The 18,733-nt window shown below is 52.4% G+C and carries 16 protein-coding genes; 6 read left to right on the plus strand and 10 right to left on the minus strand.

The window, feature by feature from the left end; genetic code table 11:
* Position 1: 1 nt before the first annotated feature.
* The 6 genes from ACKI5T_RS13645 to ACKI5T_RS13670 all read right to left on the minus strand — a co-directional run bounded on the left by ACKI5T_RS13645 (position 2) and on the right by ACKI5T_RS13670 (position 7,950).
* A complete protein-coding gene (locus tag ACKI5T_RS13645; protein ID WP_407438101.1) occupies positions 2–1,804 on the minus strand; it encodes an extracellular solute-binding protein in 1,803 nt (600 codons plus the stop codon).
* Positions 1,805–1,893: 89 nt separating this feature from the next.
* The gene (locus ACKI5T_RS13650) at positions 1,894–3,450 is read right to left on the minus strand and encodes a cyclic di-GMP phosphodiesterase (RefSeq protein WP_407438102.1); all 1,557 of its coding nucleotides are present in this window, start codon (positions 3,448–3,450) and stop codon (positions 1,894–1,896) included.
* 196 nt (positions 3,451–3,646) lie between these two features.
* Positions 3,647–4,216 (minus strand): bifunctional murein DD-endopeptidase/murein LD-carboxypeptidase, encoded by a 570-nt coding sequence (gene mepS / locus ACKI5T_RS13655; RefSeq protein WP_015959769.1) that lies wholly within the window; start codon positions 4,214–4,216, stop codon positions 3,647–3,649.
* A 410-nt stretch (positions 4,217–4,626) separates the two neighbouring features.
* Complete coding sequence (locus ACKI5T_RS13660) at positions 4,627–5,343, minus strand: phosphatase PAP2 family protein (RefSeq protein ID WP_407438188.1); 717 nt, start codon at positions 5,341–5,343, stop codon at positions 4,627–4,629.
* Between the two features lie 32 nt (positions 5,344–5,375).
* Positions 5,376–6,362, minus strand: a complete 987-nt coding sequence (locus tag ACKI5T_RS13665; RefSeq protein WP_407438104.1) for a CobW family GTP-binding protein — start codon at positions 6,360–6,362, stop codon at positions 5,376–5,378.
* Between the two features lie 121 nt (positions 6,363–6,483).
* Entirely contained in the window at positions 6,484–7,950 is a 1,467-nt protein-coding gene (locus ACKI5T_RS13670) for a mannitol dehydrogenase family protein (protein ID WP_407438106.1), read from the minus strand.
* Between the two features lie 205 nt (positions 7,951–8,155).
* On the opposite strand from ACKI5T_RS13670, the gene uxuA reads away from it, so the two are divergent.
* Positions 8,156–9,346 (plus strand): mannonate dehydratase, encoded by a 1,191-nt coding sequence (gene uxuA, locus ACKI5T_RS13675; protein ID WP_407438107.1) that lies wholly within the window; start codon positions 8,156–8,158, stop codon positions 9,344–9,346.
* Between the two features lie 63 nt (positions 9,347–9,409).
* On the opposite strand, the gene yeiP is transcribed toward uxuA, so the two are convergent.
* On the minus strand, positions 9,410–9,982 hold the full coding sequence (yeiP, locus tag ACKI5T_RS13680) for an elongation factor P-like protein YeiP (protein WP_015959764.1): 573 nt from the start codon (positions 9,980–9,982) through the stop codon (positions 9,410–9,412).
* A 165-nt stretch (positions 9,983–10,147) separates the two neighbouring features.
* Here yeiP and ACKI5T_RS13685 point away from each other — a divergent pair, with 165 nt between their 5' ends.
* Positions 10,148–10,402, plus strand: coding sequence for a YkgJ family cysteine cluster protein (locus ACKI5T_RS13685; protein WP_133629774.1), 255 nt, complete (start codon positions 10,148–10,150; stop codon positions 10,400–10,402).
* Here ACKI5T_RS13685 and setB read toward each other — a convergent pair.
* Entirely contained in the window at positions 10,399–11,580 is a 1,182-nt protein-coding gene (gene setB / locus ACKI5T_RS13690; RefSeq protein WP_407438108.1) for a sugar efflux transporter SetB, read from the minus strand. The two genes, ACKI5T_RS13685 and setB, sit on opposite strands and share 4 nt — an antisense overlap.
* A gap of 365 nt (positions 11,581–11,945) precedes the next feature.
* On the opposite strand from setB, the gene fruB reads away from it, so the two are divergent.
* The 3 genes from fruB to fruA are packed head-to-tail and all read left to right on the plus strand — an operon-like array spanning position 11,946 to position 15,722.
* Positions 11,946–13,076 (plus strand): fused PTS fructose transporter subunit IIA/HPr protein, encoded by a 1,131-nt coding sequence (gene fruB / locus ACKI5T_RS13695; protein ID WP_407438110.1) that lies wholly within the window; start codon positions 11,946–11,948, stop codon positions 13,074–13,076.
* Positions 13,076–14,014 (plus strand): 1-phosphofructokinase, encoded by a 939-nt coding sequence (fruK, locus tag ACKI5T_RS13700; RefSeq protein ID WP_015959760.1) that lies wholly within the window; start codon positions 13,076–13,078, stop codon positions 14,012–14,014. The genes fruB and fruK overlap by 1 nt, the downstream gene beginning before the upstream one ends.
* Before the next feature lie 16 nt (positions 14,015–14,030).
* Positions 14,031–15,722 carry a PTS fructose transporter subunit IIBC gene (gene fruA, locus ACKI5T_RS13705; RefSeq protein WP_407438111.1) on the plus strand — a complete coding sequence of 564 codons (1,692 nt, stop codon included), beginning with the start codon at positions 14,031–14,033 and terminating at the stop codon, positions 15,720–15,722.
* A gap of 48 nt (positions 15,723–15,770) precedes the next feature.
* Here the strand turns inward: fruA and nfo are convergent, their stop codons facing one another.
* Positions 15,771–16,628, minus strand: a complete 858-nt coding sequence (nfo, locus tag ACKI5T_RS13710; RefSeq protein WP_407438113.1) for a deoxyribonuclease IV — start codon at positions 16,626–16,628, stop codon at positions 15,771–15,773.
* A 64-nt stretch (positions 16,629–16,692) separates the two neighbouring features.
* Positions 16,693–17,739: a YeiH family protein gene (locus tag ACKI5T_RS13715; RefSeq protein ID WP_407438115.1), complete on the minus strand. Its 1,047-nt coding sequence runs from the start codon at positions 17,737–17,739 to the stop codon at positions 16,693–16,695.
* Positions 17,740–17,837: 98 nt separating this feature from the next.
* Between ACKI5T_RS13715 and yieE the strand changes: the two genes are divergently transcribed.
* Positions 17,838–18,704 carry a DNA-binding transcriptional regulator YeiE gene (gene yieE, locus ACKI5T_RS13720; protein ID WP_015959756.1) on the plus strand — a complete coding sequence of 289 codons (867 nt, stop codon included), beginning with the start codon at positions 17,838–17,840 and terminating at the stop codon, positions 18,702–18,704.
* The last annotated feature ends 29 nt before the right edge of the window (positions 18,705–18,733 follow it).

Below are 18,733 nucleotides of genomic sequence, written 5' to 3' on the forward strand. Positions count from 1 at the left end.
CTTAGCGCCGCTCTGCAGGCAGTTTTGCGGCTTTATTGACGTCGTACCACCAGTTTTCAAATCCCAGCGAATAAATAGGGCGTATGGACGGCTTAGAGAATTTGTCCCAGTAGGCCAGACGATCCTTAGCCATAAACCACATCGGCAGCATGTAGTAATTCCAGGTCAATACCCGGTCAAGCGCGCGGCCTAGCGGAAGCAATTTTTCTTTATCGCCTTGCGCCGCAATGATTTTCCCGATCAGCATGTCGATTGCCGGGCTTGAGACGCCTGGGGCGTTATATGAAGAGTTAATATATTCCGAAGCCCAAGAGATGCGTAAGTTAGCGCTGGGCCATGGCTGGGCCTGCCACAGGCGAGTCATCATATCGTAGTCACGATTGCGCATTCGGTTGGTTATCTGCGCGTTATCAACCTGACGGATTTCCAGAGTGATCCCGAGTCGTTCCAGATTGTGCTGGAATGGCAGAACCCACTGATTATTTCCGCCAGAGGAGAGCAGCAGCTCAAAGGTGAGCGGTTTGCCCTGGGCATTCACCCGTTTTTGATTTTTTAATACCCAGCCGGATTCATCCAGTAATGCGCTGGCTTTCAGCAAGTTGTCACGATCGTAACCGCTCCCTTTAGAGGTGGGCGGAACAAAAATGGTCGTGAAAACTTCAGGGGGAACTTCAGCTTTCAACGGTGCCAGCAACGTAAGCTCAGCCGCGTCGGGGTAATCGCGGGCGGCGTATTCTGTATTCTGGAAATAGCTGTTGGTCCTGCTGTAGGCATCGTAAAACAGCGCCTTGTTCATCCACTCAAAATCAAAGGCGAGCGTAATAGCCTGACGTACACGCCTGTCGGCGAAAACAGGGCGCTGTATATTAAATGCCAGCCAGCGGGTGTCCTGCGCTGATTCGTTTATTTGCTCATCTTTGACGATGTAATGATTCGCAAAATTCTTGCCGATATAGCGGGTGGCCCAGTTTTTGGCGCTGACTTCCTCGCGCATATCGAATGCACCGGCTTTGAACGCTTCGAAGGCGACGTTATCGTCGAGATAGTAGTCGTAGCGGATAGTGTCGAAATTCCAGCGGCCGCGATTGACCGGTAAATTCGCTGCCCAGTAGTCTTTCACGCGCGAGTAAACAAGATATTGCCCCATCCGCCAGCTTGTGATGCGGTAAGGGCCGCCAGCCAGTGGAGGCGTGGAAATCGGGTCACTCAGCTTGTGATCTTTCCAGAATGATTCCGGCATGACGGGCAACGAGAAAAGACTCAGCATGCTCTCTTTGCTGGGCTCCGCCAGTTGGATACGTACGGTCAATGGCGCAATCGCTTTTACCGTTGTTCCTTTGAATACAATACGGAACTGCGGAACGCCTTCGGTCATAAATTTATGAAAGGTAAAAGCGACATCGCTGGCTTTTACCGGCGACCCATCATGAAAACGCGCGCGGGGGTTGAGCGTGACTTCTGCCCACGAAAAATCATCAGCGTAGCGCACCGCTTCGGCGACGAGTGGATAGTAGCTTCCTGGCTCATCGTCTGAGGTGACAAAGAGCGTGTCATAGAGCGAATCGGTGCGCTCCGCGGCTACACCACGCAGCGCAAAGCGGTTGAAGTTATCGAACGTCCCCATTGCGGAGAGCGTGATGTTCCCCCCTTTTGGCGCACCGGGATTAACGTAATCGAAGTGGGTAAAGTTAGCGTCGTATTTGGGTTCACCCAAAACGGCAAAGGCATAGCTCTCTTTAATGGTCTGCGCCTGGCAGGTCACGCTGAACAACGCCAGCAGTAGCAAAACGAAGCGCATAGTCATGTGCAGCGTATCCCTCTTTTATTCTGACTCACCCGCAGTGAGGCTTTCGGTGTAGCTGAATAATAAGTGACTAAGGTGCCCTTGTGAAATTATTCACTGTCTTTAACGAAATCTGGCTGCCATTTCAGAAATTGACCCAGCGGCATTGGGCGACTAATCCAGTAGCCCTGCAGGTAATTTACTCCGTGTTCACGCAACCAGGTCGCCTGTTCTGGCGTTTCGACACCTTCCGCAACCGTGACCATATTGAGCCGCCGTGCCAGCGTCAGTACGGCGTCAAGCACCGGCGAGGTGACCGTTTCTGTTCCGATGGCGTTCACAAAGCCGCGATCGATCTTAAGATAATCCATCGTAAAACGTTCCAGATAAATTAATGCACTGTGGCCTGTCCCGAAATCGTCGATGGCAATCTCAAACCCTTCGTGCTGTAGCCATTCAAATAATGGCGCGGCTTCGAGCTGATTGATCATGTCGCGTTCGGTGATTTCCAGCACCACCTGGAAGTGATCCGGGGGTAGCGACGCGCCAAATTGGCGCATGTCATCTTTAAAACTGTCGGCATGCAGATGCCCAGGCGCAATGTTAACGCCGAGTTTTGCACCTGCGGGTAGCACCTTTTGTAACTGTGGGGCATCGCGACTAATAAGGTCAAAGAGATGCAACGTCAGGGGCACAATCAGTTTCTGCGCTTCGGCAAAATTGATAAACGCATCTGGCGGGATTTCACCCATGGTCGGATGTTTCCAGCGCATCAGCACTTCGGCTCCCGACATTTCAAGTTTTGCAGCATCAACAACAGGCTGATAGACCACATAAAATTGACCTTGCTTGATGGCCGTCAGGATCTCTTTGCCAGGACTCAGTCGAATGGAGAGGATGTAATAGGAAAGCGTTCCCGCGGCAATGCCGCTTATCAAACCAAAAAATAACGCAAACAGGATTTCGTCACTGGTCCACGCTTGCCCGTAGAGATTGATTGTAAGCGGCACGTCTTTAAGCGTCGTAGTGCGGGTGGCCGTTTCATGCAAATCGTGAATATTGACCAGGCGGTTTGAGTCGGTGGATAACGCCGTATCGCCAATAATAATCGCAATACCCGCGAATTCGTCCTGGCGTGCGGCATAAAGGAGATACGGCGTCATATTGATATTGATCGACGTGAAGACACCGCCGCCTTTCACCAGTGGATTTTGGTACCAGATAGCGATAGCGGGATTGTGCGGCAGCATGGGCGTTCCGGGCAAAAGCGCCATGTCGATGGGTTTATTAACATCCAGTGCGGGTATGAGTTCAGCCAAAGGAGTATTCATGGCACCTGTCGCTGAAGAACAAAACGCGACGTTGTCTTTTACCAATAGAAAGGCACGAACGTTGAGGCTAAACGCGGCACGCGAGGTTAACTCATCGCGCACCTCCTGACAGCTATCCAGAATAAAGGGCTGCAAGGTATCAATGGACGTTTTAAGCTCGGAGAAGTAGCTCTCCATGTACACACGAAGGTCGACGATGAGGGTGTCGAATCTCACTTCCCGCTTATGATAGCTAAGGAAAAATTGCAGCATTCCGCAGAGGAGGGCGACGAGTAAGCCCGCCAGAATACTGCCTGTCAGGACTTTACGGCTGGTGGAAAAGTAACGGGTGAACATAAACGTCAGTATTCCTGAATGACCGTCAGTTGCGGCACGACGGCTAAACTTACGAATTTACAAGACTATAGCCTGGATTATCTCGCCTCCCCCCACTTGCAGGGGCGTGATATTACACAGGCAAAAAAAAACACTGCCGAAGCAGTGCTTTTTTTTATTATGTCGCCAGCCAAGGGATAACCAACGACATAACAGATTAACTGCGGGTCAGAACACGGCGCGCTTCGTTATAGCGCTTCTTCCAGTATGGCTCGTTCATGCTGGAAATTGTCACACCGCTGCTGGTGGATGCATGAACAAACTGGTCGTTGCCGATGTAAATCCCAACGTGTCGACCGGTTGAACCCGCACGGAACAGCACTAAATCACCGGTACGCAGTTTCGTGCGTGAAATGGATTTACCTGTTTCCTGCTGTTCGTAGGTAGAACGCGGAAGGTCTAACCCGAATTGCTCACGGAACGTACGCTGTACAAAACCGGAACAATCGATGCCTTTTTTGGTGCTGCCGCCAAGACGATAACGCACGCCTTTCCAGTCAGCATACTGGTCCATAATTCGAGACTTAACGTCCAGATTACGTACCATATTCTCAAATTCATCCTGAGAGGCTTGCAGTGACGAGGCATCTTCCATGCCCACAACACGCGTCTCAGGATGCATATTCTTTGCAGTGTTTGTCGAACTACATGCAGACAGCAGTACTGCAACTGCTATTGCCGGGATTCCCCGCAAGATATATCTCAAAATCGGTTGAGATTTGACCATGTTAATTATTTTCCCTTGAAGTCCTTAACGATAAAAGTCGTTATAAAATGCCAAACGTGACGAGACTAAATATCTGCGCACAATGAGACAATTCTTTATGGTCAAATCTGTGGTCTAACGCACAAACTTATTCACTCTGAGAATAATTATCTCTGTGAGGCAAAACGAGTTCGAGATTAACTGATCGGCTTAGTCAATGCGAGCAATAATATTGCTTTTTTTATAAGAAATTGTGATAGACAAAGCGATTAACCGGGATTGCGCAAAATACCGCCAATTTGGCTTAAGTTGTATGCAATGCATTCATTTACAACATGAATGATATTACGCAGAGAGGACAATGTAGCAAAAAAATAGCGGGGAATGTTCAGGGATCTAAAATGATCCCTGATGGATAGCGTTAATTTAAGTTAGTTAATTGTTTTATCTTTGTTGCATTTCCGGGGCAGGTACCGGTCGAAAAGGGCAATCAGGCGATCGCTCAACGGTGTCATTAAGCACCAGGGTAAACCAATCAGCACGGCAGAAAGTGAACCGACAACAATATCTGTCAGCCAGTGAGCGCCGATCATTACGCGTGGGAAAACAAAAACCACAACAATAATCAGGGCAACCCCGAACGCCTTTTTGCCAAAATAGCGCAGCATGAATGCCGAAAAAATAAGCAGCATCATTCCGTGATCCCCAGGGAAACTGTCCTTCGACGCATCCTTAGTCGAAATGTGCAGTAATTCGCTGACGCGATTGATATTGGGGAAATAGAGCGATGGACTGGATCGCTTAACCGGCATCAGCCCTTGGGCCAGTTGGTTCACCACCACGGCAATCAGCAACATCACCAGCCCAATGGCGATGATGCGGCGTTGACCAGCGGTGTCTTCTTTTCGCCAGAAGGAGAGCATCAGGCAGCCCATAGCGAGCAATGAAAACCCATCGAAGGCGCGGTTGTTGGTGATGGCCACCAGCCACAAAAAGGCCTGGCTCTTTGCCAACAACTGATTAAAGAAGTGGAAAATACCGGAGTCCAGCGGGAACCAGAAGCCATGATTCGCTGGCAGATACCAGGACAAAAACAGCGCAAAACCGGCAGCATTAAGCAGTAAAATGTATGGAAGTCTTTTAATCATCATCATCTTGAATAGTTTAGTCGCTGGCAACGTTAGTCCCCCGAACTTAAACGAAGCTTCAACAAGCTGGCCTGAAGCAGGTTCCAGTCGGTGTTAACCGCACTAATTAACTCTATTCGGCTATCTGGCGGTGCAACGTTCTGCGTTTCGATAAAGAAATCTGCGCCCTGACGATTGATCCGCACCAGCCCATCCTGAGTTCGCATCACACCTTTTACGCGTTCGACCGGCGCGAGCCTGGCCCATTCCAGAATACCGATTGTATCAAAGCGCGTATCAGCATCAAAAATCCAGCCACAGGCCTGATGTCCTTGCCCGCTATTGAGACTGCGGCGCCAGCGCTGATGAGCAGGTAAACTCAGTGCAGCCAGGCCTTTTTTGTCTGCATGACTGTGCGAATGGGCTGCGCTGGCAGGCAGTTCAGCTGAGTTCAGACGCGGAAGATCCAGCAGCGCATTATCGATATGACCCTGGGTTGTCTGCACAAACTGGCGGTCGCCGCCAAAATGCTGCCACCACAGGTCAAATGCTGCTCGACTCTCGTCTGTAGCACGGTCTTCTTTATTCACCACGATGATATCTGCGCTGGCAAGCTGATCACGGAAGTTTTCATTTTGCACGGATTTCTCATCCAGCAACTGGCGCGGATCCAGAACACAAAGCGTGGCCCGCAGCTCGATCCACGGCTCATATACCGGCGCGGTGAGCAGGTCGAGGATCTGCTTGGGATGGCCTAAACCGGTGGGTTCGATGATTAACCGGTCAGGCTTACCCTGACGCAACAGCGTATTTAGCCCCACCTGCATCGGTAAGCCATTGACGCAGCACATGCAGCCGCCTGGGATTTCTTTGACCATCGCGCCGCTGTCAGCCAGCAATGCGCCATCAATCCCGACTTCGCCGAATTCATTGACCAACACGGCCCATTTTTCTGCCGGATCTTTATTAGCCAGCAAATGAAGGATGGAAGTGGTTTTACCGCTGCCGAGAAAGCCGGTTATGAGGTTGGTTTTGGTCACATGCGCTCCAGGAAAAATTGTAATACATAACAATTATCAATAATCCTGGCGAAAAATGACAGCGGTGAGAAGGGGGAGGGCGAACTGAGGGTCTCTCCATACGCCCTTTACAGCAAAAAAGTTAAATCGCGAGGGTGTCGATGACGGCCTGACGTGCACCACGCTCTGAAATACGCTGGTAAGCATGAGTTATTGCATCGACAAACTGAGCCTGCTGCGGCAATTCGTTGCCAAAAATTTCTGCAAGGGCCAGTAACGCATCTACGCGGTCTGTTTCGCTGCTGGTTTCAACAATTGCCCGAATTTTTTCGCTAAGCGGATCGCGAACATCGATGGTATTCCCTGCATCGTCAACGCCGCTCACATAACGCATCCACCCAGCGATACCGAGTGCCAGCAGTGGCCAGGCGCTTTCACGTTGCAAATGTACGCGAACGCCTTCCAGCATGCGCTGCGGCAATTTTTGGCTGCCGTCCATCGCGATTTGCCAGGTACGATGCTGTAACGCCGGATTGGCAAATCGGTCGATCAGGCTGTCAGCATACGCCGTTAAGTCGACATCCGTGATACGCAATGTCGGAGCTTGTTCATCCAGCATCAGGCGACGAGCGGCCTCGCGAAATGCGTCGTCCTGCATGCAATCACTCATATGTGCGAAACCCGCGAGGTAACCCAGATAGGCCAGGAACGAGTGGCTACCGTTGAGCATACGTAATTTCATCTGCTCCCACGGCAGAACGTCCTGAACCATCTGAACGCCAGCGATTTCCCATTCCGGGCGGCCGGCCACAAAATTATCTTCCACTACCCACTGGATAAACGGCTCGCAGCTGATCGCACAGGGATCTTCCACGCCTAACGCCTGGGTGATTTCTGCCAGCGACGCTTCCGTCGCGGCGGGCACGATGCGGTCAACCATGGTGCCCGGGAAACTCACATGCGTCGCAATCCATTTGGCCAACTCTGGCGAGCGTTTTTCTGCCATCCCCAGCACCGCGTTTTTAACGACATGTCCATTATCAGGAATGTTGTCGCACGACAGAACGGTGAAAGGGGTGAGTCCGCGTTCGCGGCGGCGATGGAGGGCTTCAACCAGAATGCCGGGCGCTGAGTGCGGTTCGGTTGGGTTTTCGAGATCGTGAAGGATACGTGCGTTCTGCGTATCCAGCTTGCCCGTCGCCGGATCGATGCAATAGCCTTTCTCGGTTATGGTCAGCGAAACAATGGCTACCTGCGGTTCGCAAAATTTCTCAATAATGGCCGCCAGCGAATCGAGTTTGGCATTCAGGCATTCATGCACAGCGCCGATAACAATCGACTGATTTCCGTCAGCGCCTTTTTCCAGCACGGTAAACAGGTGATCCTGTGCGCGAAGCTGGCTCATCAGCACATCTCCACTGAACAGGCTAATCTCACAGATACCCCAGTCGCCCCCTTTGGCGTTTAGCACACGGTTTGTTAACAACGCCTGATGCGCACGATGAAAAGCGCCAAAACCGAAATGAACAATTCGGGAGCGCAGTTGCTGGCGATCGTACTGCGGCAGTTGCACGTGCGGAGGAAGAGAAGCGGAGGCAATTGTCTTCATGTAATACACACCTGATTAACCATTAATTAACAACGGTAGTGTAAAGTTATATGACAGCAAATTGAATTGGTAAGCCGTAAATATCCAGATTCTGTGAGTTGGATCAATCAATGCTGCCGAGCGCGTTGACCGGTACTATCAAACATGTATGGTAGTCGTCATTGCAGTAACACATATTGGTATAACAACTTTAGAGGGTGAAGCGATGGAACAAACCTGGCGTTGGTACGGGCCGAATGATCCGGTTTCTCTTGATGATGTGCGTCAGGCTGGCGCAACAGGCGTCGTGACCGCATTGCACCATATTCCAAACGGTGAAGTTTGGCCGGTGGAAGAGATCAAAAAACGTCAGGCGGTGCTGGCAGATAAAGGGCTGACCTGGTCAGTTGTCGAAAGTATTCCTGTGCATGAGGATATCAAAACGCATTCAGGACAATTTGAAACCTGGATCGCCAACTATCAGCAGAGTATTCGTAACCTGGCGACCTGCGGTATCGACACCGTGTGCTACAATTTCATGCCAATTCTGGACTGGACGCGTACCGATCTCGAATATCAAATGCCAGACGGTTCCAGAGCGCTGCGCTTTGATCAGATAGCCTTTGCGGCATTTGAACTACACATTCTAAAACGTCCGGGCGCAGAAGCGGATTACTCCGCAGAAGAGCAGCAGCAGGCGCTGAAATGGTTTGAAGACGCTTCTGACGCTGATATCCAAAAGCTGACGCGTAATATTATCGCGGGTCTGCCGGGTGCTGAAGAGGGTTACACCCTGGATCAGTTCCGCGCGCGTTTGGCGGAATACGGCGACATCGATAAAAATCAGCTCCGTGAAAATATGGCATATTTCCTGCGGGCGATTGTGCCGGTGGCGGAAGCCTGTGGTTTACGCCTGGCCGTTCATCCGGATGATCCACCGCGCCCGATTCTCGGTCTGCCACGCATTGTTTCTACCATTGAAGATATGGAGTGGCTGAAAGAGACCGTTGATAGTATTAACAACGGCTTCACGATGTGTACGGGTTCGTACGGTGTACGTGAAGATAACGATCTGGTGAAGATGATTGAAGCCTTCGGCGATCGCATTCACTTCACCCATCTGCGCGCGACCTGTCGTGAAAATAACCCTAATACCTTCCATGAAGCGGCTCATTTGGGTGGCGACGTGAATATGGTGGCGGTAGTGGATGCGATTCTGAGCGAAGAGCAGCGCCGTAAGCACGCTGGAGATGTGCGTCCGATTCCATTCCGTCCGGATCATGGGCATCAAATGCTAGACGATTTACGTAAGAAAACGAATCCGGGTTATTCTGCGATTGGCCGTCTGAAAGGGATGGCGGAAGTGCGGGGCGTGGAACTGGCGCTGAAGATGCTGAAGTATCCAGAATTGTTATAACCAGAATTGTTGTAACCAGAATTGTTGTAAAAAGAAACCCGGCAAAAGCCGGGTTTTTTTGTATCAGTCTGCGCGACCCATATAACGTTTTTCTTCAATATGGATGCGAATTTTTTCACCTGCGGAAAGGTATTCTGGAACCTGAACGACCAAACCCGTAGTCAGCGTCGCGGGTTTGTTACGCGCACTTGCAGATGCGCCTTTGATGCCCGGTGACGTTTCTACGATTTCCAGATCAACCGTCTGCGGCAGTTCAAGCGCCAGCAGTTGGCCATCCCAGGTCAGAACCTGCATATCCGGCATGCCGCCTTCAGGAATAAACAGCAGCTCGTCTTCAATCTGATCTTTGGTGAAGATATACGGCGTGTAATCTTCTTTATCCATGAACACATATTCGTTGCCGTCAATGTAGGAGAAATCGACGAAGCGACGTGTCAGGGTCACGGTATCAACAATATCATCACCTTTAAAACGCTCTTCAACCTTCAGGCCGGTACGGACATCGGCAAAGCGCATTTTGTACAGCGTTGCTGCGCCACGGGCGCTAGGCGACTGAACATCAATGTCTTTCACAATCAGCAGCTTGCCGTTGTAGTTCAGCACCATACCTTTCTTAATTTCATTCGCTCTTGGCATTGCAGTAATCCTGTTTACTGTGAGGTAAAAAATATCGCGTCAAATTACTCGCGCGCAGCCTTTCAGGCAAGCGGAATTCGTGGCTTTTGCTATCAATACGCAAAAGGTGTTACTGTGCGCGGCATGCCTGACTGCACGGGCCTTAGTGACTTATAGAGAGCGTTTATGGATTGCCGCCCAGATTGTGGCGCGTGTTGCACCGCACCGTCCATTTCAAGTCCTATTCCTGGCATGCCCAATGGCAAGCCTGCCAACACCCGTTGCGTTCAGCTTTCTGACAATAATCTGTGTAAAATCTTCGGCTCATCGTCACGCCCAAAGGTGTGCGCAGGGCTGCAACCCGCGAAAGAGATGTGCGGTAGTACGCGTGCACAAGCGATGACCTGGCTTCTTGAACTGGAAACGCTGACCGCGCCTTAGATATCTTTAATGCGCGTCAGGCAGCCCACTGTGATGATGCACATCACCAGTGCGAACCAAAAGACCGTGTGATAACTCCAGATTTCCGCCACAATCCCTGCCAACGATCCGGCAATTATCCAGCCCACGCGTGTAGTATTGGTATAAAGCGTCGTGGCTGCGCCAGCCTGTCCGGGCATCAAATCCTGAAAATAGAGCATGCCAATACCCGCGAGAATGCCGATATAGATCGCGTTCAGTAATTGTAAAGCCAGCAGCAGGGCCGGTTCTTTTACCGTAAGCATTCCGATATAAAATAGCAGACCTGCCACCACCGCGATTCGCATCAGGAAACGCTTTCCGAAGCGTTTGGCATAATATCCCGCGATCAGCATGGTCGGGATTTCCAGCCCTGCCGCCGTCCCCATCATGATTCCCGCCAGTTTTTCCGGCAGGTGCAGCTCATCAATAATAAACAGCGGCATATTAATGATGTAGAGACTGTTGGTGCCCCACATCAGCGTACAGATGATAAACAGGAGCAAGGCGTCGCGACGGTTACGCCGTGGCGCTTCCAGCGTGCCGGTTGCCAGTTTTGGTTCTTTGCGCATCGACGGCAGGAAAAACCACACCATCGCACCGCACACGATAAAAGCGGCCGCTGCACTGAGATACATCACGGTAAAGCCAAACCCCATCGCCAACGCGTAAGCCAGCGGGGGGCCGATAACCCACGCCAGCGAGACCTGAGCACGTAAAATGGAGCTGAACATCACTGCTTCACGGCCCGTACGATCGGCATGTTCACGTGCGAGGGCAAACATTTGCGGGTTGGCTGTCGATCCAAAGCTACTGAGAAATACGCCGACAAACAGCAAGACAAAATAGTTGCGGTTCCAGGCGAACAGTACGCAAGCGAACACGCCCAGCAGGCAGCAAAAAACGATCAGACTTTTGCGGTCACCTTTTCTGTCCGAGCGGCCTGCCAGGAACTGGCTGACCAGAATGCCAATAATCGCGCTCCCGGTAAAAAAGAAGCCGACCATAGCCGGACGGGCATGGACTTCATTGGTCAGAAATAAGCTCAGCGTTGGCGTTTGCAATGCACCGGCAATACCGGTGAGAAAGGCAACAATCAAAAACGCCGATGACGTCAGATCAAATGGCTTTGGTGAGGCGGCAACGGGGGTGTTGTGCATGTTTCTATATCAGTGATGTGAAGAGGGGCGGAGTTTACGCCGCTTGTCAAAAAATAAACAGGTGATGCGGTCAATTATCCCACAACTAAATCAAAATAGCATTTCAAAAATATATGTTGCTGAACGGTGCTGAAGCGAAGCGGTAGACGTCACCCATCCATCAGCAAATGTAAGTCAATCGTTGAAGAAATGTGCTGCACTTCTAAATTCTGAAACAGAAAAGGTAACTTTCCTTGCAAGCTCTAGCATAAAGCGCAAGACTCCTTGAAACGTTTCAGCGCTATCTTATCTACCTGACAGAACAAGTTAGCGCATTTTTTCTCATTAAGGCTGAAACGATTCAAGTTCAGCGAGAGAGGAGAACCATGTTCCAGTTAACAGTGCAAGACATCCATCCGGGCGAACAGGCCGGTAATAAAGAAGAGGCCATTCGCAAGATTGCGGCGAGCCTTGTGCAGACAGGTAACGTTGCTGAAGGCTACGTTGATGGCATGCTGGCGCGTGAGCAACAGACCTCAACCTTCCTCGGTAATGGTATCGCGATTCCTCACGGCACCACGGATACCCGCGATCAGGTACTGAAAACCGGTGTTCAGGTTTATCAGTTCCCACAGGGCATTTTGTGGGGCGAAGGACAGGTGGCATACGTCGCCATCGGTATCGCCGCAAGTGGTGATGAACACTTGGGCTTACTGCGTCAACTGACGCATGTGCTGAGCGACGACGCTGTGGCTGAACAGCTGCAGTCAGCGACCACGGCTGAAGAGCTGCGTGCGCTGCTGATGGGGGAAAAGCAGAGCGAAGCGCTGAAACTGGATAACGATACGCTGACGCTTGATGTTATCGCCACCGACCTGGTGACGTTACAGGCCTTGAACGCGGGTCGCCTGAAAGAAGCCGGTGTGGTTGAGACCGCCTTTGTAGCTCGCGTGATCAATGACAAGCCGTTGAATCTCGGTCAGGGCGTCTGGCTGAACGACAGCGCAGAAGGCAATGTCCGCAGCGCAATCGCGGTGAGCCGTGCAGCAACCGCTTTCGATGTGGATGGCGAGCAGGCTGCGTTGCTGGTGACGGTCGCGATGGCGGATGAACAGCCGGTTGCGGTGCTTAAGCGCCTCAGCGACTTGCTGCTTAACAGTAAAGCTGACCGCTTGCTGAACGCAGATGCTGCCACCTTGTTGGCCCTGCTGACCAGCGACGACGTATCAACCGATGACGTACTCAGCGCCGAATTTGTGGTGCGTAACGAGCACGGTCTGCATGCCCGTCCGGGCACCATGCTGGTCAACACGATCAAACAGTTCGACAGTGAAATCACCGTGACCAATCTTGATGGTTCCGGCAAACCGGCTAATGGGCGCAGCCTGATGAAAGTGGTCGCGCTGGGTGTCAAAAAAGGGCATCGCCTGCGCTTCACAGCACAAGGGGCTGATGCTGAACAGGCGCTGAAAGCAGTTGGCGACGCCATCGCGGCCGGTCTGGGGGAGGGCGCATAATGAGCAGACGTGTCGCCACCATTACATTGAATCCCGCTTACGATCTGGTTGGTTTTACGCCAGAAGTGGAACGCGGTGAAGTCAACCTCGTGCGAACCACTGGCCTGCACGCCGCGGGTAAAGGCATCAACGTTGCGAAGGTGCTCAAAGATTTAGGCATCGATGTCACCGTGGGCGGTTTCCTGGGAAAAGACAACCAGGATGGTTTTCAGCAGCTGTTCAGCGAGCTGGGCATTGCGAACCGTTTCCAGGTCGTTCAAGGCCGTACCCGTATTAACGTTAAGTTGACAGAGAAAGACGGTGAAGTGACCGACTTCAACTTCTCCGGCTTTGAAGTAACGCCTGCCGACTGGGAGCGCTTTGTTAACGACTCTCTGACCTGGCTTGGTCAGTTTGACATGGTGTGCGTGAGTGGCAGTTTGCCGTCTGGCGTGAGCCCGGAAGCGTTCACCGAATGGATGCTGCGTCTGCGTAGCCAATGTCCATGCATTATCTTCGACAGCAGCCGCGAAGCGCTGGTTGCCGGTCTTAAAGCGTCTCCGTGGTTGGTAAAACCTAACCGTCGCGAGCTTGAGATCTGGGCGGGTCGTAAACTGCCAGAATTAAAAGATGTTATTGAAGCCGCTCATGCGCTGCGTGAACAAGGTATCGCTCACGTCGTGATTTCTCTGGGTGCGGAAGGTGCGTTGTGGGTTAACGCGTCTGGCGAATGGATTGCCAAACCACCGTCGGTGGAAGTTGTGAGTACCGTGGGCGCAGGGGATTCCATGGTTGGCGGCCTGATCTATGGCCTGCTGATGCGTGAATCCAGTGAACATACTTTACGTCTTGCAACCGCTGTTGCTGCTCTGGCCGTAAGCCAGAGCAATGTTGGTATTACCGAACGTACCCAGTTGGCCGCGATGATGGCGCGCGTCGACTTACAACCTTTTAACTAACAGCAGGAGAGGCATAATGAAAACGCTGCTGATCATTGATTCCAGTCTTGGACAGGCTCGCGCCTATATGGCGAAAACGCTGCTGGGCGCGGCGGCACACAAAGCGCATGTTGAAATTGTCGATAACCCAAATGACGCTGAACTGGCGATTGTACTGGGTGACAAAATGCCAGCTGACAGTGCGCTGAACGGCAAAAAAGTGTGGCTGGGCGATATTAATCGCGCCGTGGCACATCCAGAATTATTCCTGAGCGAAGCAAAAGGCCATGCGGCGATTTACAGCGCGCCGGTCGCCGATGCAGTTGTCTCTGCAACGGGTACTAAACGCGTTGTGGCAATCACCGCCTGCCCAACCGGCGTGGCGCATACCTTTATGGCTGCTGAAGCCATCGAAACCGAAGCGAAAAAACGCGGCTGGTGGGTGAAGGTTGAAACCCGTGGTTCTGTGGGCGCTGGCAATGCGATTACAGCTGAAGAAGTGGCTGAAGCGGATCTGGTGATTGTGGCGGCAGATATTGAAGTGGACCTGGCAAAATTTGCCGGTAAGCCGATGTATCGCACCTCAACCGGCCTGGCGCTGAAGAAAACGGCACAGGAGTTTGATAAGGCGCTGGCCGAAGCCAAACCGTATCAGGCTTCTGCAAAATCACAGTCTGCAACTGAAGGTAAGAAAGAGTCAGCGGGCGCCTATCGTCACCTGCTGACGGGGGTTTCTTACATGCTGCCGATGGTGGTGGCGGGTGGTTTGTGTATCGCGCTCTCTTTTGCCTTCGGTATCGAAGCGTTTAAAGAGCCGGGCACGCTGGCTGCAGCACTGATGCAGATTGGTGGCGGTTCAGCGTTTGCGCTAATGGTGCCAGTGCTGGCGGGTTACATTGCATTTTCCATCGCTGACCGTCCAGGTCTGACGCCAGGTCTTATCGGCGGCATGCTGGCAGTGAGCACCGGCTCCGGCTTCATCGGCGGTATTATCGCCGGTTTCCTGGCGGGTTATGTAGCGAAAGCGATCAGCTCTAAGCTGAAGCTGCCGCAAAGTATGGAAGCGCTGAAACCGATTCTGATCATTCCACTGATTTCCAGCCTCGTGGTGGGTCTGGGCATGATCTACCTGATTGGTAAGCCGGTTGCCGGCATCCTTGAGGGTCTGACCCACTGGCTGCAAACCATGGGTACTGCGAACGCGGTACTGCTGGGCGCAATCCTGGGCGGCATGATGTGTACCGACATGGGCGGTCCGGTAAACAAAGCGGCATATGCCTTTGGTGTTGGCCTGCTGAGTACCCAGACCTACGCGCCAATGGCGGCAATCATGGCGGCGGGTATGGTGCCACCACTGGCTTTAGGCCTGGCAACGATTATCGCACGCCGTAAGTTTGATAAAGCGCAGCAGGAAGGGGGCAAAGCGGCTCTGGTTCTCGGTTTGTGCTTCATCACTGAAGGTGCCATTCCGTTTGCCGCACGTGACCCAATGCGCGTCCTGCCTTGCTGTATCGTTGGCGGCGCGGTGACGGGGGCTATCTCCATGGCAATCGGCGCAAAACTGATGGCACCACACGGTGGTCTGTTCGTTCTGCTGATTCCTGGTGCGATTACGCCGGTGCTGGGTTATCTGTTCGCGATTATTGCGGGTACGCTGATTGCTGGTCTGTCTTACGCGGTGCTGAAGCGCCCGGAAGTGGAATCAGCAGCGGTAGCTAAAGCAGCATAAGATCATTGAACCAATAAAAAGCCGGGCGCTAATGCGACCCGGCTTTTTTTATGCCGCTTGTTCAGCGGTCTGCTGTGCTTTCAGCCAGGCGATTTCTTCTGCCCAGATATCCGGATTAACCGTCTCCAGCACCATTGGAATGCCGTCAAAACGCGGGTCCTGCATAATAAAGCGGAACGCATCGTGACCAATATTGCCTTCGCCGAGGCTGTGGTGGCGGTCAACACGGCTGCCAAACGCGCTTTTCGCATCGTTTAGATGCATACCGCGCAGATACTTGAAGCCGACAATACGCTCAAATTCTGCAAAGGTTTTCTCGCACGCTTCCTGACTGCGCAGATCGTATCCTGCTGCAAAGGCATGACAGGTATCGATACACACGCCCACGCGCGTTTTATCTTCCACACCATCGATAATTGCCGCCAGATGTTCAAATTTGAACCCCAGATTACTGCCTTGCCCGGCAGTATTTTCGATAACTGCCGTGACGCCTTCCGTTTGTGCCAGCGCAATGTTGATGGATTCCGCAATGCGTGCCAGACAGGCGTCTTCATCGATTTGCATCAGATGGCTGCCCGGATGGAAATTCAGCAGCGTCAGGTCAAGCTGTTCGCAACGCTGTAATTCATCCAGAAACGCCTCACGTGATTTATCCAGCGCTTCCTGAACCGGATGGCCCAGATTGATGAGATAACTGTCGTGCGGCAGGATCTGCCCCGGCCCGAAGTTGTACTTTTCACAGGCGGCTTTGAAATCATTAATTATTTCAGGGGTGAGCGGCGCAGCGCGCCACTGGCGCTGATTTTTGGTGAACAGGGCGAAAGCGGTCGCCTCGATTTCGGCGGCACGGATGGCGGCATTCGCAAGACCGCCTGCTGCGCTGACGTGCGCTCCAACATATTTCATAAAGGGACTCCTGTTAACCCGAAACGCTTATGATAGCGGGTTAACAGGAGAAGGATGAAGTGCTTTATGCCATCACACTATGCACGGCCAGGTTGATAGCGCCCCCGCCGACAATCAGCCAGACAAAGAGTATTAATGCCATCAGCAGGGGTTTTGCACCTGCTTTTTTCAGTGCGCTGACGTGCGTGGTGACGCCGAGCGCCGCCATCGCCATCGCCAGCAGCACGGTATCCAGCGTGACCAGCATATCAACGAATGTTTTTGGCAGCAGATGGAAGGAGTTAAACACCGCCACGGCGATAAACAGAATCGCAAACCATGGAATGGTGATTTTACTTTTTTCCCCTTTCCCGGCGGGCGTCAGTTGTTTAACGCGCGCGGCCAGAATAATCAGGAACGGTGCCAGCATCATCACGCGCAGCATTTTGGCAATGACCGCTGAATTTTCCGCCTCAGGGCTAATGGCGTGACCTGCAGCGACAACCTGCGCCACTTCGTGCATCGTTGAGCCGATATAAATGCCGTACGTTTCAGGCGTAAACCAGTGCGCAACAAGCGGATACATCGCCGGATAAAGGAAAATCGCCAGTGTACCGAAGATAACCACGGTCGCGACAGCAACCGTCACTTTGCTGGATTCCGCTTTGACCACCGGTTCCGTCGCGAGCACTGCCGCGGCCCCGCAAATACTGCTGCCCGCACCAATCAGCCAGCTGGTTTTTTTATCCAGACCGAAGACTTTTTGGCCGATAAAGCATGCCAGTAAAAAGGTGCTGGTCAGCGTCAGCACATCAATAGTAATCCCGCTGACGCCGACGTCCGCAATCTGCGAAAAGGTGAGGCGGAAACCATAAAGAATAATGCCCAGACGCAGCAGGTGCTGCTTGGCGAAAATCACACCGCCATCGCAAGATTGTGAAATCTGCGGATAAACCGTATTACCGACCACCATGCCGAGCAGAATAGCCAGCGTGAGCGCGCTAAACCCTGCGCCAGCAACGGCGGCAATACTCCCGCCCCATAATGCCGCGCCGGTGATGGCGGCGCTGAGCGCAAGCCCCGGAACGTAATGCCACACTGAACGATGATTGTGTAGGGTGATTGCTGTCATAACCTTCTCCTCTCTCTGGTTAAAAGATTACGGCGCTCTGGCTTAAAAATAAAATTGATTATATATTTATAATTAATCTTTATAAGTGGTAAGTAACCATGCACATTACATTGCGTCAGCTGGAGGTTTTTGCCGAAGTGCTGAAAAGTGGGTCGACGACTCAGGCCTCTGTGCGCCTGGCGTTGTCACAGTCTGCGGTGAGCGCGGCGCTGACCGATCTCGAAGGCCAGCTTCGCGTACAGCTTTTTGACCGGGTAGGCAAACGCCTGGTGGTGAATGAACATGGGCGATTGCTGTACCCGCGCGCGCTGGCGCTACTGGAGCAAGCGGTTGAAATCGAGCAGTTATTCCGCGAGGAAAACGGTGCCATTCGTGTATTCGCCAGTAGCACCATCGGGAACTATATTCTCCCGGAAGTGATTGCCCGCTATCGTCGCGATTTCCCGACGCTGCCGCTGGAGATGAGCGTCGGCAATAGTCAGGACGTGATTAACGCTATTATTGATTTCCGCGTGGATATTGGGCTTATCGAAGGGCCGTGTCATAACGTCGATATTATTGCCGAGCCGTGGCTGGAAGATGAACTGGTGGTCTTTGCTTCTCCGGCTTCTGCGTTGTTGCAGGGGGACGTCACCCTGGAACGCCTCGCACAAGCCCCGTGGATATTACGTGAACACGGTTCCGGCACGCGCGAGATCGTCGATTATCTGCTGCTTTCGCATTTGCCGCAGTTTCATCTGGGGATGGAATTAGGGAACTCCGAAGCCATTAAACACGCCGTGCGACACGGTCTGGGAATCAGCTGTTTGTCGCGCCGGGTGATTGCTGAACAGCTTGAAAGCGGCTCGCTGGTGGAAATCCCTGTCCCGTTACCTAAGCTGGTGCGCACGTTGTGGTGTATTCATCATCGCCAGAAGCATCTCTCCAGCTCTCTTCAGCGTTTTCTGCGTTACTGCAACAATTAGCCATCTCCTTCTCCACTCGGAGGAGGGGA

This window comes from Lelliottia sp. (genome assembly GCF_045627565.1).
Classification (GTDB): domain Bacteria; phylum Pseudomonadota; class Gammaproteobacteria; order Enterobacterales; family Enterobacteriaceae; genus Enterobacter.